Source organism: Limnohabitans sp., assembly GCF_046052825.1.
Classification (GTDB): domain Bacteria; phylum Pseudomonadota; class Gammaproteobacteria; order Burkholderiales; family Burkholderiaceae_C; genus Limnohabitans.
Genome location: NZ_JAVLFP010000044.1, coordinates 1 through 22,982 on the forward strand (window position 1 = coordinate 1; position 22,982 = coordinate 22,982).

At 58.3% G+C, this 22,982-nt stretch carries 19 protein-coding genes; 2 read left to right on the forward strand and 17 right to left on the reverse strand.

Features of this window, described 5'->3' with window-relative positions; translation table 11 throughout:
- Positions 1-81: 81 nt before the first annotated feature.
- The gene (locus tag ACKWJN_RS07020) at positions 82-981 is read left to right on the forward strand and encodes a YgfZ/GcvT domain-containing protein (RefSeq protein WP_408595635.1); all 900 of its coding nucleotides are present in this window, start codon (positions 82-84) and stop codon (positions 979-981) included.
- A gap of 4 nt (positions 982-985) precedes the next feature.
- On the opposite strand, the gene ACKWJN_RS07025 is transcribed toward ACKWJN_RS07020, so the two are convergent.
- Together ACKWJN_RS07025 and ACKWJN_RS07030 are read right to left on the reverse strand one after the other, a co-directional pair.
- Positions 986-1,846 carry a YbgC/FadM family acyl-CoA thioesterase gene (locus ACKWJN_RS07025; protein WP_408595636.1) on the reverse strand — a complete coding sequence of 287 codons (861 nt, stop codon included), beginning with the start codon at positions 1,844-1,846 and terminating at the stop codon, positions 986-988.
- Positions 1,843-2,805, reverse strand: a complete 963-nt coding sequence (locus ACKWJN_RS07030) for an alpha/beta hydrolase (RefSeq protein WP_408595637.1) — start codon at positions 2,803-2,805, stop codon at positions 1,843-1,845. Before ACKWJN_RS07030 ends, ACKWJN_RS07025 begins: the two co-directional genes overlap by 4 nt.
- Before the next feature lie 39 nt (positions 2,806-2,844).
- Between ACKWJN_RS07030 and ACKWJN_RS07035 the strand changes: the two genes are divergently transcribed.
- Entirely contained in the window at positions 2,845-4,023 is a 1,179-nt protein-coding gene (locus tag ACKWJN_RS07035; RefSeq protein WP_408595638.1) for an iron-containing alcohol dehydrogenase, read from the forward strand.
- 67 nt (positions 4,024-4,090) lie between these two features.
- On the opposite strand, the gene ACKWJN_RS07040 is transcribed toward ACKWJN_RS07035, so the two are convergent.
- The 15 genes from ACKWJN_RS07040 to ACKWJN_RS07110 all read right to left on the reverse strand — a co-directional run bounded on the left by ACKWJN_RS07040 (position 4,091) and on the right by ACKWJN_RS07110 (position 22,758).
- Complete coding sequence (locus ACKWJN_RS07040; RefSeq protein WP_408595639.1) at positions 4,091-5,194, reverse strand: phospholipase; 1,104 nt, start codon at positions 5,192-5,194, stop codon at positions 4,091-4,093.
- 15 nt (positions 5,195-5,209) lie between these two features.
- A complete protein-coding gene (locus ACKWJN_RS07045; protein WP_408595640.1) occupies positions 5,210-5,719 on the reverse strand; it encodes a DinB family protein in 510 nt (169 codons plus the stop codon).
- A 9-nt stretch (positions 5,720-5,728) separates the two neighbouring features.
- Positions 5,729-8,110: a Tex family protein gene (locus ACKWJN_RS07050; RefSeq protein WP_408595641.1), complete on the reverse strand. Its 2,382-nt coding sequence runs from the start codon at positions 8,108-8,110 to the stop codon at positions 5,729-5,731.
- Between the two features lie 197 nt (positions 8,111-8,307).
- Positions 8,308-9,210, reverse strand: a complete 903-nt coding sequence (locus tag ACKWJN_RS07055; RefSeq protein ID WP_408595642.1) for an SDR family oxidoreductase — start codon at positions 9,208-9,210, stop codon at positions 8,308-8,310.
- An 11-nt stretch (positions 9,211-9,221) separates the two neighbouring features.
- Positions 9,222-10,238: an NADP-dependent oxidoreductase gene (locus tag ACKWJN_RS07060; protein ID WP_408595643.1), complete on the reverse strand. Its 1,017-nt coding sequence runs from the start codon at positions 10,236-10,238 to the stop codon at positions 9,222-9,224.
- An 18-nt stretch (positions 10,239-10,256) separates the two neighbouring features.
- Entirely contained in the window at positions 10,257-10,682 is a 426-nt protein-coding gene (locus ACKWJN_RS07065; protein ID WP_408595644.1) for a PaaI family thioesterase, read from the reverse strand.
- A gap of 12 nt (positions 10,683-10,694) precedes the next feature.
- Positions 10,695-12,527 (reverse strand): acyl-CoA dehydrogenase, encoded by a 1,833-nt coding sequence (locus tag ACKWJN_RS07070; protein ID WP_408595645.1) that lies wholly within the window; start codon positions 12,525-12,527, stop codon positions 10,695-10,697.
- Positions 12,528-13,703, reverse strand: a complete 1,176-nt coding sequence (locus ACKWJN_RS07075; RefSeq protein ID WP_408595646.1) for an acetyl-CoA C-acyltransferase — start codon at positions 13,701-13,703, stop codon at positions 12,528-12,530.
- 20 nt (positions 13,704-13,723) lie between these two features.
- The gene (locus ACKWJN_RS07080) at positions 13,724-15,823 is read right to left on the reverse strand and encodes a 3-hydroxyacyl-CoA dehydrogenase NAD-binding domain-containing protein (RefSeq protein ID WP_408595647.1); all 2,100 of its coding nucleotides are present in this window, start codon (positions 15,821-15,823) and stop codon (positions 13,724-13,726) included.
- A 65-nt stretch (positions 15,824-15,888) separates the two neighbouring features.
- Positions 15,889-16,584 carry an ABC transporter ATP-binding protein gene (locus ACKWJN_RS07085; protein ID WP_408595648.1) on the reverse strand — a complete coding sequence of 232 codons (696 nt, stop codon included), beginning with the start codon at positions 16,582-16,584 and terminating at the stop codon, positions 15,889-15,891.
- Between the two features lie 20 nt (positions 16,585-16,604).
- Positions 16,605-17,369, reverse strand: a complete 765-nt coding sequence (locus ACKWJN_RS07090) for an ABC transporter ATP-binding protein (RefSeq protein WP_408595649.1) — start codon at positions 17,367-17,369, stop codon at positions 16,605-16,607.
- Entirely contained in the window at positions 17,366-18,667 is a 1,302-nt protein-coding gene (locus tag ACKWJN_RS07095; RefSeq protein WP_408595650.1) for a branched-chain amino acid ABC transporter permease, read from the reverse strand. Before ACKWJN_RS07095 ends, ACKWJN_RS07090 begins: the two co-directional genes overlap by 4 nt.
- Positions 18,668-19,702 (reverse strand): branched-chain amino acid ABC transporter permease, encoded by a 1,035-nt coding sequence (locus ACKWJN_RS07100; protein ID WP_408595651.1) that lies wholly within the window; start codon positions 19,700-19,702, stop codon positions 18,668-18,670.
- 78 nt (positions 19,703-19,780) lie between these two features.
- Positions 19,781-21,013, reverse strand: a complete 1,233-nt coding sequence (locus tag ACKWJN_RS07105) for a branched-chain amino acid ABC transporter substrate-binding protein (protein ID WP_408595652.1) — start codon at positions 21,011-21,013, stop codon at positions 19,781-19,783.
- 101 nt (positions 21,014-21,114) lie between these two features.
- Positions 21,115-22,758, reverse strand: a complete 1,644-nt coding sequence (locus tag ACKWJN_RS07110) for a 3-(methylthio)propionyl-CoA ligase (RefSeq protein WP_408595653.1) — start codon at positions 22,756-22,758, stop codon at positions 21,115-21,117.
- Between the last annotated feature and the right edge of the window lie 224 nt (positions 22,759-22,982).

Genomic DNA, 22,982 nt, shown 5'->3' on the forward strand with positions numbered 1-22,982 from the left:
CTATTCGTCGGCAGCGTCAGATGTGTATAAGAGACAGCTTCCCCCCTGCCCCACGGCGTCAGCCCCCTTCCGCATCTGGGCGTGATCCGCGTCAGCGGTGACGATGCCGCCAACTTTTTGCACAACCAGCTCACGCAAGACGTGCTGCTGCTGGATGCGCAGCATGGCCGCTTGGCGGCGTACTGCAATGCCAAAGGTCGTATGCAAGCCAGCTTTGTGCTGTACAAGCGTGCTGCCGACGAGGTGTTGTTGGTGTGTCGCCGCGACTTGCTGGCTCAAACCCTCAAACGCTTGTCGATGTTTGTGCTGCGTGCCAAAGCGAAACTGAGTGATGCCACCGCCGAGTTCAGGCTGCTGGGCCTATCGGGCGATGTGGTGCAACACGTGTGCGGTCCTCACGCGTCCACGGCCCCCTGGTTGCGCCATGTGGTGAACGAGGGTCCCGAGAGCGCCGATGTGCTGACCCTCTACCCCTCACAGGGTGTGGCACGTGCCTTGTGGCTGGCCCCAGTCGACAGTGGCGCGACATCCGCCTTGGCGGTCTTCCCCCAATTGGCGGTTGAGTCTTGGTGTGTGGCTGACGTGATGAGTGGCGTGGCATGGGTGGAGCAAGCGACCTTTGAAGCCTTTGTGCCGCAGATGCTCAACTATGAGTCGGTGGATGGGGTGAACTTTAAAAAAGGCTGCTACCCCGGCCAAGAGGTGGTGGCGCGCAGCCAGTTCAGAGGTACTTTGAAGCGCCGTGCCTTCATTGTGCAAGCCGATGTGCCCATGCGTGCGGGCCAAGAGGTTTTTTCCAGCGCAGACGCGAACCAGCCTTGTGGCTTGGTGGCTCAAGCTGCGACCGATGGCGACTGTCAGCTGGCCATTGCCGAGTTGCAGCTCTCAGCCACCGACGGTCACCGCCTGCACCTGGGCACAGCGCAAGGCGCCTTGCTGCACTTGTTGCCCCTGCCCTACCCGCTACGCGACGAGATTTGAGCGTTCAGCCCAAGCTGCGACGCATCTCAATGTGGGGGATGCCCACCTCGTCAAACGGCTCGCCATACGGTTCAAAGCCTTGGCGTTTGTAAAAACCTTCGGCGCTGCGCTGCGCATGCAAGCGCACTTCGGTGTCTCCGCGTGCCAGCGCGGCTTGCACCAACGCTTCTAACAACTGGTGGCCAAAGCCTGAGCCGCGCATCAGCCGCGTCACAGCCATACGACCCATCTGCGCCACGCCCGCTTCGGGTTGCAGCAAGCGTGCCGTGCCCAGTGGCACCCCAAAGCGGTTGCTCAGCACCGCATGCACGGCGGTGGCGTCGGCCTCATCCCACTCGTCCTCTGGGGCAATGCCTTGTTCGCCGACAAACACGTCGGTGCGCACGGCCTGGGCACTGGCTTTCAAGGTATCCCACGTGCCCACTTGGCAGGTGGTCATGGCTTGACCGCCTTCGAAGCCCTGAAAAATGGCACGCAAGCTCTCGGGCACAGGCAGCGAAGTTTGTGTGGCAGGGTTGGCGTAGACGTAAATCAACTCGCCAGTGATCAGCAGCTGACCGCCACAAAAAATAGCACCGACAAACTGAATGGATGAATTGCCGATGCGCTGGCATTTGAGGCCCACATCGAGCTGGTCGTCGTAACGGGCCGAGGCGTGGTACTCGACGCTGGCTTTCTTGACGTACAAATCGCCGCCCAAGTCGTGCATGGTTTGCTCATACGGCAAAGCCAGCGCACGCCAGTAGTCGGCCATGGCGGTGTCAAAGTACATCAAATAATGGCCGTTGAAGACAATTTTTTGCATGTCCACCTCGGCCCAGCGCACGCGCAGGCGGTGCAGCAAGCGAAAGTCGTGGTGTGTCATGCGGATTCTCCAAAGGCATGGCGTAGCGCACGTGCCGCATCGGCATGGGCCGTCAAGGCTTCAGGAATGACGCGGCCCATTTGGATGAAGCTGTGCACCACGCCCTTGTAAATTTCCAGGTCTACGGCAACGCCTTGTGCGCGCAAGTGGTCGGCATAGGCCATGCCCTCGTCCACCAGCGGATCGCACTCGGCCAGTCCGATCCAAGCCGGGGCCAAGCCAGACACGTCCCCTGCCAACAAAGGTGAAAAGCGCGGGTCGCGGCGGTCGGCGGCGTTGGGCAAGTAGTGCTTGTAAAAATAGTCGATGCTGGTTTTTTCCAGCAAAAAACCTGTGTCAAAGGTGTGCGCAGATGGCATGTGCTCGGGCGAACAACCCGGGTAAAACATCAGCTGCAAACGCAGGTCAATGCCCGCATCACGCGCGGCAATGGCGGTGGCGGCGGTGAGCGTGCCGCCTGCGCTGTCGCCACCCACGGCGATGCGTTTGGCATCGAGCCCCAGGTCTGGCGCCTGCTGGACCAACCACTGCAAAGCATCGAAGGCGTCGTGGTGTGCGGTGGGAAAGGTGTGCTCAGGCGCCAACCGATAGTCCAGCGACAACACCGCGCACTGGGCCAAATGGGCCAGGTGTTTGCACAAGGCTTCATGGGTCTGCGGGCTGCCCACCGTGAAGCCCCCGCCATGAAAATAGAGCAATACGGGCATCTGAGGCTTGGGGTGTTGCGCCCACAGCTTGGCAGGCAGCAATGCGCCGTCGCGGGTGGGGATGTGCAAGGTCTCGTCACGCGCCATTTTTTGTGGGTCGGGCTCCAACACACCCGCGCCAGCGGCGTAGGCTGCTTTGGCTTGTTGGGCGCTCAACATGGCGATGGGTGGGCGACCGGCTTTGGCAATGGCATGCAGCACTTGGCGCATGGCGGGTGTGAGCAGACTTTGAGGGTTGCGAGGGTGACTCATGGGGCGTGCAATTTGTGGATTAGGCTTTTATAGTTTGCCATGGCTCAAATTCTCTACCTCACGAACATTCAGATCGACTTTGGCGTGCTCAGCACCTTGGCCGCTGAATGTCAAAAAGCACACATCCTGCGCCCCCTCATCGTCACCGATGCCGGCGTCAAAGCGGTGGGCATTTTGCAAAAAGCGCTGGACGCATTGCCGGGCGTTCCGGTCGCAGTGTTTGACCAAACGCCTTCTAACCCCACCGAAGCCGCCGTGCGTGCGGCGGTGGCCGTCTACCACGCCCACCAGTGCGACGGCCTGATTGCGCTGGGCGGCGGTTCGTCCATCGACTGCGCCAAAGGCGTGGCCATTGCGGCCACCCATCCGGGCCCCCTCAAAACCTACGCCACCATCGAAGGCGGGTCGCCCAAAATCACCTCGGCGGTGGCCCCCCTGATTGCCGTGCCCACCACCGCGGGTACCGGCAGTGAAGTGGCACGCGGCGCCATTGTGATCGTCGACGATGACCGCAAACTTGGTTTTCACTCGTGGGACTTGGTGCCCAAAGCCGCCCTGCTCGACCCCGAACTCACCTTGGGTTTGCCTCCCCTGCTGACCGCCGCCACCGGCATGGACGCCATCGCGCACTGCATGGAAACCTTCATGGCTGCGCCCTTCAACCCACCCGCTGACGGCATTGCACTCGATGGTTTGACACGTGGTTGGGCCTACATCGAACGCGCCACAGCCAACGGCCAAGACCGCGAGGCACGCCTGAACATGATGAGTGCCTCCATGCAAGGTGCCATGGCGTTTCAGAAAGGCTTGGGCTGTGTGCACTCGCTGAGCCACAGCCTGGGCGGCGTCAACCCACGCTTGCACCATGGCACCTTGAATGCCATGTTCTTGCCTGCGGTGGTGCGCTTCAACGCGGCGGCTGAATCGGTGCAGCGCGACCGGCGCATGCAGCGCATGGCCTATGCCATGGGGCTGGGCAGCATCGCAGACGCCTCGTCGTCCGCCGCCTCGGCCGCACAGGCTGCCCAGGCTGTGGCCCAAGCCATCACGGCCATGAATGCACGCCTGGGCTTGCCGACAGGTTTGGCGCAGATGGGCGTGGAGCGTTCGTGTTTTGACGCCGTGATCGAGGGCGCGCTGGCCGACCATTGCCACAAAACCAACCCCCGCTTGGCCAGCCCTGAAGACTACCGAGACATGCTCGAAGCTGCCATGTGATGGCCCAGGCAAGGCTGGGTTGAGATGCTGTCGCTGGGCCACCCCACATCAGCAGATGCCTGGCTTGTCACAACCCTTGTACGCTTTGAATGTCTGGTTTGTCCAACCATGCGGCCAACTCATCGGCCAACTGTTCACTGGCCGATGCGGCCTGTTGCCACACGTTCACGCGTGCATCAAAGTCATGGACGTAGGTCACAAAGTCAGACCGATCGGGCAATTTGCCGTTGGGCAGCGTTTTCACCCACTCGGGGTTGGGCGCCAACACCACAGCATGGTCTAAAAAAGTGGTGGTCCGGTGGCGCCACTTCAATGCCTTGTCCAACCAACCCGGCACCACAGCTTGTTGAAAGTGCGGATAGAGCACGATGGGGCTGGTGGGGGGCGGTGCATAGTTCAGGTGCAGGTGGTAGTCGGTGATGCCGCCGTCCCAATACGCGCCCTTGGGTGCATCGGCAATGTCGTGAACGGCTTGCAGCACAAACGGGATGGAACAACTGGCTTGCAGCGCGGACATGAAGTTGGCCTCGCTCAGCGCCACCTGCTGCGTCGCAAAGTCGCGCGCATCAAAAGGCAAATCAAACTCGTGTGGCTGAAGAGATGGGCCATGCTTGGGGCTGGAAAACACCACCCGCTCCAGCCACAAGCCCATGGCTTTGCGTTGCAACACATTGCACACATACGCCCCCGCATAACCCAAGGGCGTAAGCAAGGGATGTTCCCGCTGCAAGAGGTGTCGCCCATGCGAGGTCACCACATGCAAGCGAAAGCGCGGGTGGCCCAACACCTCGGCGATGTGACCGCCGTAAAAATCATTCAAGCTGCGGCCAAAGGCTTCACTCACTTGCTGTGCCGTGGGACGTTTTTGCCCCGCCGGTGGTTCATAGCGTTGGTGGATGTAGTCGTGCTCCAGGCGTTCAAAACCTTGCACGGCATGGTCCAGGCATGCTGTGGCCATGCGCCAAGCGCCAATCGAGGCCCCCACCAAATCAATGGCTTGCGTACTCTGGGGTAACCATTCGCCAAAGATAAAGCGATCTAGGGCCCCAAGTATCAAGCCCTTGGGCCCACCTGCTGCCCCTGGAATCACACCCACATGTTCTGGCCGCAAGCCATGTTGCGCAATGTGCGCACGTGCTTTGGGGCCTGCGTAAAGGTGAAGGGCCTTCATAGACGACAACTGCGCTCAAAGCTGACTGGGTATGTCGCGCAAAAACACCGGCAAATCCATGACCGGCGGTCGGACGCCGCACTGGCAAATCATGTCGGCCACAACGCCTCGGTGATAGGTTTTGTGGTTCACCACATGCAGCAACATGTCGCCTCGGGTCATCTGGCCGTGGCCACCATCGACAAATTCAAAGCTCAGCAGTTCGTCATGTGCGGCGGGTGTCAATTGATCGGCGTAGGCGATGTACCACTGGTCTAGGGCCGTTTGAGCTGCGGCCAAGGCTGTCAGCAGCATGTCTTGTTGTGGCACTCTGGAACGCATGCCATGCGGCACGCCTTCAAGATGGGCTTTCCAGATCACATCCACCACCTGCGCATGTTGCAATGTGTTGGCCATGTTGCCAAACACCGCTGGACGGGGAGCCATCACCGCGTCTTCGGGCAACTTGGCCAGAGCAGCGAATAACACCTGATTGGCCCAGGCGTTGTAGCGGGTGAGCATGCGGATGTTGCGGGTGATGGACATGAACTGAGCTTACTTCTTGAGACTTTGCAATTTCGCGAAGGCACTGGCCATGGTCGAGCCTTGTGCCGTTTGTGGCGGTGCGGTGTAGCCACCGCCGCCACGCGCCCGGTTGTCTCTGCCGGCATGCTCAAAGCGGTTGTCGCGTGGGCCATCGCGTCGCGCCCCTGCGGCATCGAGCTTCATGGTCAGGCTGATGCGTTTGCGGGCCACGTCCACTTCGAGCACTTTGACCTTGATGATGTCCCCGGTCTTGACCACTTCGCGCGCGTCGGTGATGAACTTGTTGCTGAGTTGGCTCACATGGATCAAGCCGTCTTGATGCACGCCCAGGTCGACAAAGGCACCAAACGCCGCCACATTGCTGACCGTGCCTTCGAGCACCATGTCGACTTTCAGGTCCTTGATGTCTTCCACGCCGTCTTGCAGTTGCGCCACTTTGAAGTCGGGGCGTGGGTCACGGCCGGGTTTTTCCAGCTCGCTCAAAATGTCTTTGACGGTGATCACACCCACCGTGTCGTTGGCAAACAACTCGGGCTTCAAGGTTTTGAGCATGTCGGCGCGGCCCATCAACTCGCTCACGGGTTTGCCGGTTTGCGCCATGATGCGTTCCACCACCGGGTAGGTTTCGGGGTGCACCGCAGTCATGTCCAAAGGGTTGTCACCGCCTCGGATGCGCAAAAAGCCTGCGCTTTGCTCGAAGGTTTTGGCACCCAAGCCCGTCACTTTGAGCAGTTGCTGGCGGTTGGCAAAGGCACCGTTGGCTTCGCGCCAACGCACCACCGCTTTGGCGGTGGTGGTGCTCAGGCCAGACACGCGGGTGAGCAAGGGGACGCTGGCGGTGTTCAAGTCCACCCCTACTTTGTTCACACAATCTTCGACCACCGCCTCTAGGGTGCGGGCCAATTCGCTCTGGTTCACGTCGTGCTGGTACTGGCCCACACCGATCGATTTGGGGTCGATCTTGACCAACTCGGCCAACGGGTCTTGCAAGCGCCGTGCGATGCTGGCGGCACCCCGCAGGCTCACGTCCACATCGGGCATTTCTTGGCTGGCAAATTCACTGGCGCTGTAGACCGAGGCGCCAGCTTCGCTGACCACCACTTTGTCGATCGACTTGGCGGCATCGTGCTTGGCCATGAGCTTGATCAACTCGCCCGCCAACTTGTCGGTCTCGCGGCTGGCCGTGCCGTTGCCAATGGCGATCAGGTTGACGCCGTGTTTTTCGCACAACTTGGCCAGGGTGTAGAGCGAGCCGTCCCAGTCTTTGCGGGGTTCATGGGGGTAGACGGTCGCGGTTTCCACCAGTTTGCCGGTGCTGTCGACCACGGCCACTTTCACGCCGGTGCGGATGCCGGGGTCCAAACCCATCACCACGCGCGGGCCAGCGGGCGCGGCCAGCAACAGGTCGCGCAGGTTGTCGGCAAACACCTTGATGGCGACTTGCTCTGCGTCCTCACGCAGACGGGTGAACAAGTCACGCTCGGTGGACAGGCTGAGCTTGACGCGCCAAGTCCAAGCCACGCATTTGCGAATCAAGTCGTCAGCAGCACGGCCTTGGTGGCTCCAGCCCAAATGCAGCGCGATCTTGCCTTCGGCCAGCGTGGGTGGCGTGGTCTTCACTCCGGGGGATGGGATGGTTTCTATCTCAGGCGCAATCAGTTTTGCGTCGAGCATCTCCAGGGCTCTGCCACGGAATACGGCCAAAGCACGGTGAGACGGAACGCGGCCAATGGGCTCGTCATAGTCAAAGTAGTCACGGAACTTGGCCACATCGGGGTTGTTTTCATCTTTGCCCGTCGCCAACTTGCTGCGAAACAGCCCTTCAGTCCACAGCCATTCACGCAAGGCTTGCACGAGGTGGGCATCCTCTGCCCAGCGTTCGCTCAAGATGTCGCGCACGCCATCGAGCACAGCGGCCACGGTGGAAAAGTCGGCCCCTTCGATCTTGTCTGCGGGTAACACAAAGGCCTCGGCTTCGGTGCTGGGGTTGAGACTTGGGTTGGCGAACAGCTTGTCGGCCAAAGGCTCCAGCCCCGCTTCTTTGGCGATCATGCCCTTGGTGCGGCGTTTGGGCTTGAACGGCAAGTACAGGTCTTCCAGTTCTTGCTTGGTGGGTGCCGCTTCAATGGCAGCACGCAGCTCAGGGGTGAGCTTGCCCTGGTCTTCAATGCTTTTGAGAACGCTGGCACGGCGGTCTTCGAGCTCGCGCAAATAGCTCAGACGTGCTTCAAGTTCGCGCAGTTGGATGTCATCCAAGCCGCCCGTGACTTCCTTACGGTAGCGGGCAATGAAGGGCACGGTGGCCCCACCATCTAAGAGCTCGACGGCCGCTTTGACTTGCGATTCAGAAACCTTGATTTCGGCAGCAATTTGCCGGGTGATTTTTTGCATTTTTTAGGGGGGATCGGTTCTTCAGACCCGACAAGTTTCCCACACGCGAGAAGGCACAGGCAACGCGCAACAATGCACCATCATCACCACGCCCAACCCCAGCCATGTGGTGATTGGACATGAGGTTCGCCACTGCTTTGAGGGCCACTTTCACTGAGCACTGGGGCCTGGCCATGAGACGGCTTCAGTGGCGTGATTCAGTGGCGTAAATCAGCCCGAAGTTGTTGACCCACTTCTGGACGCGCTGCAAAGGGGTCTGGTGGCTGGTTTTGCGACACGATGGCTTGCATGCGTTGTGCCACATTGCCCAGCGCCTGTGGGTGGCTGTAGATGTAAAACTGATCGGCGCTCACCGAATCAAATACTTTGAGTGCCACTTCTTGTGCACTGACTTTTCCGCTTTGAACGGCTTTGTCCATCATGGCTTGGCCAATGCGTTGGCTTGGCGTGAGATGTGCGCTGGCCAGTGCGTCGGGCCGGTTGCGTTGGCTTTGTCCAATGCCCGTGGGCACAAAGTACGGGCACAGCACGCTGGCCCCCACTTGGTCTGACACCAACTGCAGGTCTTGGTAGAGCGTTTCTGTGAGGGCCACCACGGCATGCTTGCTCACGTTGTAGATGCCCATGTTGGGCGGTGTGAGCAAGCCGGCCATGCTGGCCGTGTTGACGATATGACCTTGGTAGTGCGCATCAAGCTTGGCCGCTTGCAACATCATGGGGGTGAACAAGCGCACGCCATGGATGACGCCCCACAGGTTGACGCCAAGCACCCACTGCCAGTCCGCCAGTGAGTTTTCCCACACCAAACCACCGGCGCCAACGCCTGCGTTGTTGAACACCAAATGCGGTGCGCCGAATTGGGTGTGGACATCCTGAGCCAAGGCTTGCATGGGGTCGGCTTGGGACACATCCACACAACGCGACATCACCTTCACGCCCTGGGCTGAGAGTTCTTCGTGAGCGGCCTCTAGGGCATCGCGTTGAACATCCACCAACACCAAGTTCATGCCCCGTTGGGCGCCGATGCGGGCGCACGCCAAGCCAAAGCCCGAGCCTGCACCCGTCAGAACCGCTGTTTTGCCTTCGAAGTTTGAAATCATGGGTCAGGTCTTTAAACCAGTTTGACCAGTTGCTTGCCGAAGTTCTTGCCTTGGAGCAGACCCAAAAAGGCCTCGGGTGCACAAGCCAAACCATGGGCCACTGACTCGCGTGGACGCAGTTGGCCACTGCCGACCAAGTGTGCCAATTCGCTCAGGGCTTCGGGCCAGACCTCCATGTGTTCGCTGACGATGAAGCCTTCAAGTTTCAAACGATTGACCAAAATCAGCGCAGGGTTGGCCATGGGCATGGGCGCGCCGTTGTAGCCGGCGATCATGCCGCACACCGCCAGGCGCGCGAAGGCATTGGTGCGCAGCATCACCGCGTCTAGCACCATGCCGCCCACGTTTTCAAAGTGGCCATCAATGCCGTCTGGGCAGGCGTGACGCAAAGCCTTGGACAAGGACAGGTAGTCGCTGTGCGCCTTGTAGTCCACGCAAGCATCCAAGCCCAGGGTGTTGACGACGTAATCGCATTTCTCTTGCCCGCCAGCAATGCCCACCACGCGGCAACCGCGGGCTTTGGCCAGTGCGCCAAAGCTGCTGCCCACGGCCCCACTGGCCGCACTGACCGTGACCGTTTGTCCAGTTTGTGGCGCCATGATCTTGACCAAGCCGTACCACGCCGTGACCCCAGGCATGCCCACCGCACCCAAGTAATGGCTCAAGGGCACATGGGTGGTGTCCACACGGCGCAACATGCCGGGCACGTTGCCGTCGACCACACTGTAGTTTTGCCAACCGCCCATGCCCACCACCGGGTCCCCCGGCTTGAATTTGGGATGCCGGCTGTCGACCACCTCGCCAGCGGTACCGCCGATCATCACTTCGCCCAAGGCTTGGGGCACTGCATAGCTTTTGCTGTCGTTCATGCGCCCGCGCATGTAGGGATCGAGGCTCAAGAAATGGTGTTGCACCAGAACTTGGCCTTCGAGCAAGGCCGGCGTCTCGGCGCTCACCAACTTGAAGTTGTCAACGCTGGCTTGTCCTTGAGGGCGGTTGTCCAGCAGGATGGAATGGTTCAATGGCATGTCAGCTCCTGAAAAAAATCAATCGGTTGGTATTTCAGTGCTGGTTTTGTCTGCGGCTGTGCCGCGAGGTACCAACTTGAAAGTGCCCGTTGAATGGGCGCACAAGACCTCTTGTGCGTCGTACACCATGGCTTCGGTGAAGGCCATGCTGCGCGTTCGGTGGATCAAACGGCCTTTGGCGGTCAAAGGCCCGACTGCAGCACGCATGAACGAGGTTTTCATCTCGATGGTGACGGCGCCAGAGGTCCGCTCGACGCTGCGTGCCGCAGTGGCCATGGCCACATCCAACAAGGTCATCACGGCGCCGCCGTGAACCACATTGAAGGAGTTGTTGTGTTCGGGTTCAGGGGCAAAACGCAGTTCGGATTGCCCATCCTCAAAAAAAACCATCTCAAACCCCAAATGGTCGACAAAGGGGATGTAAGCACCAAAACTCTCTTGCATGGCAATCCTTGTTTAAAAAGCCTCTTCGGGCATGTCGGCGCAGGTCATGTCGCATGACGCGACCACCTTGAGCCAAGCGCCGATTTTCGGCAACTCGTAACGGTAAAAAAATGCAGCTGCCGTTCGACGCCCTAAGTTCTCAGGACCTTGGTTCAAACTGGCAAGCTCAACTTCAAGCCACATCCAGGCCAGCACCATGTGCCCAAAGGCTTGCAAATAAGGCACGGCATTGGCCAAGGCTTGCGCTGGCTCATGGTGTGTCCATGCCATGTGTGTTGCACGCTCTACCTGCTCGAATGCATCGCTCAAGGCTTGGGCGTGTTCGGCCAAGTGATGGGCTTCATGCGCAAGTTGCAAGGCGTGGGCCACGCTGGCATGGATGCGTTGCGCGAGCAAGCGCATGCCCTGCCCGTCTTCCATGCGCACCTTGCGACCCAGCAAGTCCAGGGCCTGAATGCCGTGGGTGCCTTCATGGATCATGTTCAAGCGGTTGTCGCGCCAGTACTGCTCCACCGGGTAGTCGCGTGTGTAGCCATAGCCCCCCAGCACTTGAATGGCGAGCGAATTGGCTTCCAGGCACCACTCACTGGGCCAACTTTTCGCAATCGGTGTCAGCACTTCAAGCAGCAAGCGGGCTTCGTGGGCTGCTGTGGCGTCACCGGTGCGTTGTTCATCGACGAGTCGAGCGCAATACAGGGCCAAGGCCAAGGCACCCTCGCCATAGGCTTTTTGGGCCAACAACATGCGCTTCACATCGGCGTGTTCGATGATGCGAACTTGGGGCGATCCAGCGTCTTTGCCTTGGCCCGCGCTCAAACGTCCTTGGGGGCGTGTTTTGGCATAGTCGAGTGAAGCGTAGTAGCCCGCCAATCCCAGCATGGTGGCGGCCATGCCCACGCCAATGCGGGCCTCGTTCATCATGTGGAACATGCAGCGCAAGCCCTCGCCGGGTTGGCCCACCAAATAGCCGATGGCACCCGCTTGCCCTTGCGCATCTGGGTATTTGCCTTCGCCAAAATTGAGCAAGGTGTTGACGGTGCCGCGCCAGCCGCATTTGTGGTTGAGGCCGGCCAAGGCCACGTCATTGCGTTGGCCCGTGAGCTTGCCTTGTGCATCCACCCGGTGCTTGGGCACCACAAACAAGGAAATGCCTTTGACCCCGGCAACAGGCTTGCCGTCGGGACCCGCAATCTTGGCCAGGACCAGGTGGACGATGTTCTCGGTCAGTTCGTGGTCGCCGGTCGAGATCCACATCTTGTGGCCCTTGATCCGGTAGCGCGGGCCCAGTGGGTCGCTGGCAAAGTCAGCGCCGTCGGGCGTGGCGCGGGTGGTGATGTCCCCCAGCGATGAGCCTGCTTGTGGCTCAGACAAGCACATGGTGCCCGCCCATCGACCTGAAAACTCGTTGTGCGCAAACACTTGTTTTTGTTGCTCACTGCCATAGGCCATGAGCAAGTTGGCATTGCCTACCGTCAACATGCCACCGCCGATGCTGACCGAGGCACATGCAAAAAACGCATTGGCTGCCGACTCCACCACATAAGGCAGTTGCATGCCGCCGACGTCATAGTCTTGCGCGGCACTGAGCATGCCCGAAGCGGCATAGGCTGCATGGGCATCGTGGGTGGCTTGGGGCAAGATCACGCGTTCGCCATCGAACTGCGGTTCTTGTGAGTCCACGGTGCGGTTGTGCGGCGCAAATTTTTCTCTAGCGATGCGCTCGCAGGTGTCGAGCACCGCGTCAAAGGTCTCACGCGAATGGTCTGCGAAACGATGGCGTTGGTTCAGTGCCTCAACTTGGAGCCAGTCGTAGAGCAAAAAATCAACGGTGTGGCGCAGCGCCATTTACAGCACTTCAAAAATACCCGCTGCGCCCATGCCGCCGCCAATGCACATGGTCACGGCCACGCGCTTGGCACCACGGCGTTTGCCTTCGATCAAGGCGTGGCCCGTCAAACGTTGACCGCTCATGCCGTAAGGGTGACCCACGGCGATGGCACCGCCATTGACGTTGAGGCGGTCGTTGGGAATGCCCAGTTTGTCGCGGCAGTACAGCACTTGCACGGCGAAGGCTTCGTTGAGTTCCCACAGGTCAATGTCATTCACAGTCAGCCCTAAGCGCTTGAGCACTTTGGGCACCGCAAACACAGGGCCAATGCCCATCTCATCGGGCTCGCAGCCAGCCACTGCAAAGCCTAGGAAACGCCCCAGGGGTTTCAGGCCACGCTTGCTGGCCAGCTCTTCGCTCATCACCACACAAGCCCCTGCCCCGTCAGAGAACTGGCTCGCATTGCCCGCAGTGATCAAGCCGCCGGGCATGGCAGATTTCAAGCCACTGATGGCTTCTACCGTGGTGCCTTCACGCATGCCTTCATCGCGGCTGACCGTGACTTGCTTGGTCATCAAGCCCATCACCTTGTCTGCCACGCCCGCTTTCACGGTGATGGCGGCAATCTCTTCGTCAAACTTGCCCGCCGCTGCTGCCGCGCAGGCTTTTTGCTGGCTGGCGGCGCCGTATTCGTCCATCACGTCGCGGCTGATGTTGTAGCGCTTGGCCACGTTTTCAGCGGTTTGCAACATATTCCAGTAAATCTCGGGCTTGATTTTGTTGAGGTTGGGGTCCATGAACATGTGCATGTTCATTTCTTGCTGCACACAAGAGATGCTTTCCACGCCGCCAGCCACATACACATCGCCTTCACCGGTGATGATGCGTTGCGCCGCCAAGGCAATCGTTTGCAAACCCGACGAGCAAAAGCGGTTCACCGTGATGCCGCTCACGCTCACCGGCAAGCCACCCGCCAAACCGCACTGGCGGGCGATGTTCCAGCCGGTAGCGCCTTCGGGGTTGGCACAGCCCATGATGACGTCTTCGACTTCGGCGGCGTCAATGCCCGCTCGCGCCACGGCGTGTTGGATGGCGTGTCCACCCAAGGTCGCGCCGTGGGTCATGTTGAAGGCACCTTTCCAGCTTTTGGTCAGCGGGGTGCGGGCGGTTGAAACGATGACAGCGTTGGTCATGGGAATTCCTTAAATGGGGTTCAGTTGAAGGTCTTGCCTTCGGCGGCGAGGCGGGCCAACAAAGGTGCTGGTTTCCAGAACTCGGCGTCATCGAGGGGGTTGGCCGCAAAGCGATGCATGGCTTGCACCACATTGAACAAACCAATTTGGTCAGCGTAGAGCATGGGGCCACCCCGGTAGATCGGGAAGCCGTAACCGGTGATGTAGACCATGTCGATGTCGCTGGCCTTGGCGGCAATGCCTTCGTCCAAAATGTGTGCGGCTTCGTTGACGAGCGAGAACACCAGGCGTTGCACAATTTCTTCGTCGCTGATTTTGCGCGCCGTGATGCCTAGCGCGGCACGGTGTTGGACCACCATGCTCTCCACGTCTTTGTTCGGAATGGCGTCACGCTTGCCGGCTTGGTAGTCGTACCAGCCCTTGCCCACTTTTTGACCAAAGCGCCCCATCTCGCACAACAGATCGGCGGTTTTGCTGTACTTCATTTGAGGCTTTTCCACATAGCGACGTTTGCGAATGGCCCAGCCGATGTCGTTGCCTGCCAAGTCGCCCATGCGGAATGGGCCCATGGCAAAGCCAAATTTCTCGACCGCTTTGTCCACCTGCTGTGGGGTGCAGCCCTCCTCCAACAAGAACCCCGCTTGGCGACCGTATTGTTCGATCATGCGGTTGCCGATGAAACCGTCGCACACACCCGACACCACGGCGGTCTTTTTGATCTTCTTGGCCACAGCCATGGCTGTGGCCAGCACGTCTTTGGCGGTTTTTTCGCCACGCACGACTTCGAGCAACTTCATCACATTGGCGGGGCTGAAAAAGTGCATGCCCACCACGTCTTGGGGGCGCTGGGTGAAATTGGCAATGGCGTTGACGTCCAAGGTCGAGGTGTTGGAGGCCAGGATGGCGCCAGGCTTCATCACTGCATCGAGCTGTTTGAACACGGCTTCTTTGACGCCCATTTCTTCAAACACGGCCTCAATCACCAAGTCGGCATCTTTCAAATCGCTGTAGCTCAGCGTGGTGCTGAGCAAGGCCATGCGCTGGGCGTACTTGTCTTCTTTGAGCTTGCCTTTTTTGACTTGCGCTTCGTAATTCTTTTGAATCGTGGCAATGCCACGGTCCAGGGCCTCTTGCTTGGTTTCCAGCAGCTTCACCGGCAAGCCTGCATTGAGGAAGTTCATGGCAATGCCGCCGCCCATGGTGCCGGCCCCAATGATGGCCACCGACTGGATGTTGCGCACCGGCGTGGTGTCGGGCACATCGGCAATTTTGGAGGCGGCACGTTGAGAAGTGAATAAATGGCGCAAGGCCCGGCACTCAGGTGTCCACATCAGGTTGATGAACAGCTCGCGCTCGTAAGTCATGCCGTCGGCAAATTTTTTCTGGGTGGCGGCTTCTACGGCGTCCACACACTTGGGTGGTGCGGGGTAGTTTTTGGCCATGCCTTTGACCATATTGCGCGCGAACTGAAAGTAGGCATCGCCTTGCGGGTGCTTGCAGGGCAAATCGCGCACTTTAGGCAAGGGGCGCACATCGGCCATTTGACGGGCCAAGCTCAAAGCGTCGTCCATCAGTGAATCAGGCGACGATGCCATTTGATCGAACAGCTTTTGACCGGGCAGCATGGCCAGCATCTCGCTCTTGATGGCTTCGCCGCTGACGATCATGTTCAACGCAGGTTCCACGCCCAAGGCGCGAGGCAAGCGCTGGGTGCCACCGGCACCAGGGATCAAACCGATCTTGACCTCTGGCAAGGCGATGCTGGCACCCGGTGCCGCGATGCGGTAGTGGCACCCCAAGGCCAGCTCCAAACCGCCGCCCATGGCCACGCTGTGCACAGCGGCCACAACGGGTTTGTGGCTGTTCTCGATCACTGAGATGACGCTCAGCAAATTGGGTTCTTGAATCGCCTTGGGCGTGCCAAATTCACGGATGTCAGCGCCGCCTGAAAAGGCCTTGCCGTGGCCTGTGACCACCAAAGCCTTCACCGCAGGATCCGCCAGTGCCTGTTCAACGCCCGCCACGATGGCTTGGCGGGTGGACAAGCCCAAACCGTTGACCGGTGGGTTGTTGAGCGTGATCACGGCCACGTCGCCATGAACTTTGTAGTCTGCACTCATGCGATTTCCTTGTTGGAGCAATGAAAGGACAATAAAAAGAACGATCGTTCTTTTTTGATTCTAGATCAAACTTCTAACCATTCCCGGCGGGTGTTGAGGTCCCGTCGCAAGTCTTGCGGAGAGCCTGAAAAAACGATGCTGCCGTGTCCCATGACCAACACACGGTCAGAGATATCCATGGAGATGGTGAGCTTTTGCTCGATCAACAAAACCGAAATTCCGCGCGCTTTGAGCGTTTTCAAATACTGACCCACCAACTCCACAATTTTGGGGGCCAGCCCCTCGGTGGGTTCATCGATGATGATGAGGTCTGGGTCCCCCATGAGGGTGCGACACAGGGTGAGCATTTGTTGTTCGCCCCCTGAGAGCACGCCGGCTTCGGTGTGCTCTCGCTCTTTCAGACGCGGAAACATCGCATACATGTCGTCAAACGACCAGCGGCTGCCCTCGCCTTTGCCTTTTTGCCCCAGAAGCAAATTTTGATGGACCGTGAGCTTGGGAAAGATGTCACGGTTTTCGGGCACATAGCCAATCCCGAGGTGGGCAATTTGGAAGGGCTTTTTGTGGGCAATGGATTGACCTTGCCAGTGCAAGGTGCCTTTGCACTCGACCAAACCCATGATGGCTCGTGCCGTGGTTGAACGGCCCGAACCATTGCGTCCCAGCAAAGCCACGATCTCACCGGCTTGGACTTCAAAAGAGACCCCATGCAGCACATGGCTCTTGCCGTAAAAGGCGTGAAGGTCGTCGACTTTTAGCATCCAGTTGTCTCGCGTGTGTGTCAAATAGAGGCTTGGTGATCAGCCACCGCAGAACCTAAATAAGCTTCTTGCACCTTCGCATTGGCTCGAACGGCTTGTGGTGTGTCAAATGCAATCAACTCGCCGTACACCACCACCGCAATTTTGTCCGCCAAACCAAACACCACACCCATGTCGTGCTCGACGGTGAGCAGGGTTTTGTCCGTCGTGACCTCGCGAATCAGTTGAATGAATCGTTGGGTTTCGCTCAGGCTCATGCCCGCTGTGGGTTCATCAAGCAAGATGACCTGAGCCCCCCCCGCAATGGTGATGCCTATCTCTAAGGCACGTTGTTCGGCATAGGTCAAGTTCATCGCCGCTACGTCGCGTTTGTGGTCCAGGTGGATCTGCGCCATCAGTTGATGGGCACGTTCGTTGGCATCGTCCAGGTCTGCCAAGAACTTCAAAAACGTGTACCTGTAGCCCAAAGCCCACAACACGGCGCAGCGCAAGTTTTCAAACACACTGAGGTTGGGAAAGATGTTCGTGATCTGAAAGCTGCGGGACAAACCCAAGCGGTTGATTTCAAAAGGTTGCTTGCCATCGATGCGATGGGGCCCCAGCCAAATCTCTCCGCTCGAGGGTGGGATGCGTCCACTGATGAGATTGAACAACGTCGATTTGCCGGCTCCATTGGGGCCAATGATGGCCACGCGCTCACCGGCTTGAACCTCTAAGCTGATGCCCCGGATGATCTCGGTTTTGCCAAAGTTCTTGCGCACCTCTTTCAGCTGTAAAGCAATCACTGGGCCTCCCGTTGTTTGATTTCTTTTTCAATGACGGCTTGTGACACGTCCCAATCGCGCATGAACTGACGGCGCGCTGTTTCGAATAGGCCGACACCCGTGAGAAAGACAAAAACTGCGCCAAACCAACTTTGCCCGGAGGTGACATCGAACATCAGACCGGCAAAGTGCAGCGTATTGCCCTGCGCCATGTTGAGTTGCAAGTGGTAGACCATCTCAATCATGGCAGCGGCTCCGATGGCCCCGACCAAGGCGGTGGCCCCCAGGCCCACGTAAGCCACCCAGAGCATCCGCAGTCGCCCAAAGCTGGCCAACCGCAGGTTCTTCATGATCAAGCTGGCAATGCCCCCTGGCGCGTACATGACCATGAACAAAAACGTCAGCCCAAGGTAGAGCAACCAAGCTTTGGTGAACTCCGACAGCAACACATGGGCCAGCACCATCAACACCGCGCCGATGATGGGTCCAAAGAAAGCTGAGGCGCCGCCCAAAAATGTGAACAACAAATAAGCACCTGAGCGTCCTGCGCCCACCACCTCGGCGGTGACAATTTCAAAATTCAACGACGCCAATCCGCCTGCAATGCCTGCAAAAAAACCCGCGATGATGAATGAGAAATAACGCACATACTGGGTGTTGTAACCAATGAACGCCACCCTTTCAGGGTTGTCGCGCACCGCATTCAGCATACGTCCCAGCGGGGTGCGGGTGAAGGCGTACATCAATGCCACACAGACAAACGTGTAGGCCGCGGTCAAATAGTAGACCTGAATGGCAGGGCCATAGGTGATGCCCCACACCGCTTGTCCCACCACGCGGTTACCCGCTACGCCGGCCTCACCACCAAAGAATTCCGAAAACATCAGCGACATGGCAAACACCAATTCGGCCAATCCCAGGGTGATCATGGCAAAGGTGGTGCCGGACTTGCGGGTGGTCACAAATCCAAACAGCACAGCAAAAAATAATCCTCCCATGCCCCCCACCAAAGGCACCCAACTCACAGGAATAGCCCATGCGCCACTGCTGGCGGCATTGAGCGCATGCATGGCCGTGTAAGCCCCTAACCCGGTATACACCGCATGTCCAAAACTCAGCATGCCGCCTTGACCGAGCAGCATGTTGTAAGACAAACACGCCACCATCGCAATGCCGATCTGCGACAGCAAGTTGACCGCCAAATTGCTGGAGAACACGCGCGGCGCCAGCAGCAAGACCAAGGCGAAGCCGCCCCAAACAAGCCAACGGGTCAGGTTGAAAGCTTGGCGTTCGGCGTGGGTGGTGAACCGTTGCAACATTCAACCCTCCCTTGTGCCCAACAGCCCTTTGGGCCGAAAGATCAAAATCAACACCAAAAACAAATACGGCAAGATGGGCGCGACCTGTGACAGGGTGAGTTTGAGCACGGAGTTTTCTTGCATGGCGGCACTCGCATGCCATCCCAAGCTCTGCAGCAGCAACAACATGGAATAGTCAAAAGCCACGGCAAAGGTCTGCACCACGCCGATCAAAAGGGACGCCAAAAAAGCGCCAGCCAAAGACCCCATGCCGCCCACCACCACCACGACAAAAATGACAGAACCTACGGTGGCGGCCATGGCAGGTTCGGTGACAAAGGTGCTGCCGCCAATCACGCCGGCTAACCCTGCCAAGCCCGTGCCTACCCCAAACACCAGCATGAAAATTCGTGGCACGTTGTGCCCCAAGGACTCGACCGTCTCCGGGTGTGTCAGGGCCGCTTGGATGACCAGTCCCACACGCGTGCGGGTGAGCAACAACCACAAGCCCACCATCATCATCAAAGCCACCAGCATCATGAAGCCGCGGGTGGCAGGAAACGGCGAGCACACCACGCGCACTGCGGCTTGGGCTGTGCTGCACAGCTCAGTGGCGGAAGCACCCCAAACCCATGACAACCCGTGCACGGAATGTTGAATGAGCGTGAAAGCCGGACCTTGCAATTGGGGCGGTGGCGCAAACTCCAAGGCCGTGCGACCCCACAGAAGTTGCACCAGCTCCAGCACGATGTAAGACAGGCCAAATGTCACCAACAACTCGGGCACATGGCCAAACTTGTGCACGCGTCGCAAGCTCAGACGTTCAAAGCCTGCACCCATGGCACCCGTCAACAAAGGCGCGATGACCAAGGCGGCCCAAAAACCCAACAAGCCATTGAGCGAGTAACCCAAATAAGCCCCCAGCATGTAAAAGCTGGCATGTGCGAAATTGAGAACACCCATCATGCTGAAGATCAAAGTCAGCCCTGAACTGAGCATGAACAGCAACAATCCGTAGCTCACCCCATTGAGCATGGAGATCAAGAAAAACTCCATCACACACCTTGTACTTGCAAAACACCCAAAGAAAGAGCGGTGTGTCGTAGGCACACCGCTCGCGTCATGAGACCCTGCTTAGCTGGGGCGCTTCATCTGGCAGCTGGTGGGCGTGCTGGCCACGTAAGGCTCAAAGGTTTTGACCGGCGCCAAGGTCATGCCGGTGTTTTCGGGGCTGTAAGGGTATTTTTTGTCCGCCTTTTGCCACACCGTCAAAAACAAGGTTTGCTGAATTTGATGGTCGGTCTTGCGCAATTCAATTTCCCCATTGAAGCTGTTGGTTTTTAAACCTTCCAAAGCTGCCGCCACTTTGAGGGGATCCGTCGATTTGGCGTTTTTCATGGCAATCGACAGCGCGGTGAAGATGTGCGGCACCGAGCCGGTGAACATGTCGTCGTTGTAACGTTTCTTGAACTCTGCCATCCACTTCTCCATGGGGCCGCCCATGTTGTAGTGTTGGTAGGCGATTTGGTACACGCGTCCTGCACCTCCGGTACTCAAGGCCGTGGGCGTGCCCGTGACACCGGTGTAGTAGGTGTAGAACTTGCCGTTGTAACCGCCTTCGTTGGCTGCTTTGACCAAGAGGGCCAAATCAGACCCCCAGTTGCCCGTGATCACGGTATCTGCCCCTGAGGCTTTGATTTTGGCGATGTAAGGCGAGAAGTCACGCACCTGCGCCAAAGGATGCAAATCTTCGCCCACGATTTGAACATCCGAACGTTTGCGAGCCAGGTTTTCTTTGGCGAACTTGGTCACTTGTTGACCGTGCGAATAATTTTGATTGAGCAGGTAGACCTTCTTGATGTCAGGCTGATCTTTCATGAAGGTGGTCATGGCCTCCATCTTCATGGAGGTGTCGGCGTCAAATCGGAAATGCCAGTAGCTGCACTTGCTGTTCGTGAAATCAGGGTCCACCGCTGCGTAGTTCAAAAACAGCACTTCTTTGCCGGGGTTGCGCTCGTTGTGTTTGTTGACCGCATCGATCAAAGCACCCGCCACCGACGAACCGTTACCTTGCGCAATGTAGCGAATGCCCTGGTCCATGGCTGCTTTGAGCGCATTCAGACTTTCAGCTGGGCTGAGTTTGTTGTCAAAGCCCACCACCTCGTACTTCACGCCCGCCACATTGCTTTGGGTGAAGGTATCGGCAAAGAATTGAAAACTCCTGAGTTGGTTCATGCCCAAAGGACCCATGAGGCCGCTTTGTGGATCGATCAAGGCGATCTTCACTGTTTCGCCACTTTGGGCAAATGCTGTGCTTGCCAAGGCGCCAAGAACCGCCAGGCTCACCAGTTGTCGTTTCAAAGTCATGCTTGTCTCCAATGGATTTTTATTGACTTGAAAGCGTAACGACTTTACGCAAACCCACGTTCAGGGATTGCCCTTAACGCGGGTACGGTGAAAGATGTTCTTTACAAACTAGGCAAAACATAGCCTTTGAGCTGTTCTCTTAATTTGGTCTTCAGCATCTTGCCAGTGGCGCCCAGCGGAATGCTGTCGACAAACACCACATCGTCTGGGATTTGCCATTTGGCCGTTTTGCCCTCGTAGAACTTCAGCAAGTCTTCACGGCTGACATCTCCCCCGGGCTTTTTGACCACGATCACAATGGGTCGCTCGTCCCACTTGGGATGCTTGACGCCAATGCACGCGGCCATGGCCACTGCAGGATGCGCCACCGCAATGTTTTCGATGTCGATCGAGCTGATCCACTCGCCGCCTGATTTGATGACGTCCTTGCTGCGGTCGGTGATTTGCATGTAGCCATCGGGGTCGATCGTGGCCACATCACCTGTAGGGAACCATCCCACGCCGTTGGCGTCATGGATCAAGGGGCTGCCCCCCTCACCTTTGAAGTAATCCGCCACCACCCAAGGCCCTTTGACCAACAGGTCACCGTAGGCTTTGCCATCGTGTGGCTGTTCGTTGCCGGCATCGTCAACGATCTTCATGTCGATGCCAAAAATCGCACGCCCTTGTTTGAGTCGAATCTTCATTTGCTCTTCAGCAGGCAGGTTGAGGTGCTTGTTCTTCAAAGTGCACAAGGTCCCCAAGGGGCTGAGCTCCGTCATGCCCCAAGCATGCAAGACCTCGACGTTGTAGTCGTCGCGGAAAGCATCGATCATGGCCGGCGGACAAGCTGACCCCCCAATCACGGTTCGTTTCAAGGTCGAGAAACGCAAGCCCGCAGGCTTCATGTGGGTGAGCAGCATTTGCCACACCGTGGGCACACCCGCGGCATAGGTCACGCGTTCACTTTCAATCAATTCGTAAATCGACTTGCCGTCCATGCCGGGGCCGGGAAACACCAACTTGGCGCCTGTCATGGCGGCGCTGTATGGAATCCCCCAGGCGTTGACGTGGAACATGGGCACCACCGGCAAGATGGCGTCGCGTGCTGACAGGCACATCACATCGGGCAAAGCCGCTGCATAGGCATGCAAGATGGTGGAGCGGTGGCTGTAAAGCGCTGCCTTGGGGTTGCCCGTGGTGCCGCTGGTGTAACACATGCTCGATGCCGTGTTTTCGTCCATTGAGGGCCAGTTGCAGTGGCTGGACTGCTGTCCAATCCAGGCTTCGTAGCTGACGAGGTTGGGAATGCCCGAGTCAGCAGGCAATTTGTCTGCATCACAGAGCGCCACCCAGTGCGCAATGGTGGTGCACTTGGCATGCACCGCTTGGATGATGGGCAAGAAGCTCATGTCAAAACACAAGACCTGATCTTCGGCATGGTTGGCAATCCACGCAATTTGTTCAGGGTGCAAACGGGGGTTGATGGTGTGAAGCACCCGCCCACTGCCGCTGACGCCAAAGTAGAGCTCCAAGTGCCGATAGCCGTTCCATGCCAAGGTGGCCACGCGGTCACCCATGGCGAGTTGGAGGCCATCCAACGCATTGGCAACTTGTCGCGCGCGCTTCGCCACTTGCGCCCAGCTGGAGCGGTGAATGTCACCCTCCACGCGGCGCGACACGACCTCGCCGTCCCCATGGTGGTGTTCGGCAAAGTCGATCAGGTGTGAGATCAACAAGGGTTGGTTTTGCATCAAGCCCAGCATGGGGTTCTCCTGTGTGTTTTTTCTTTTGGCACGGTCGTGCGCAATCCGCCAAACCATTTTGCCAACAACTGGGGAGCGATGGACGATGTCCCCAGAAAAACAGACCTATGGATTTCCCCAGACAATCAACACCCATGAACACACCAGCCTTGTCAACCGACACCTGTGCCTCATGGCAATGGCCCTGGCTTGCGAGTTTTGGGCGCTTAGGCCATGCCTTTCAC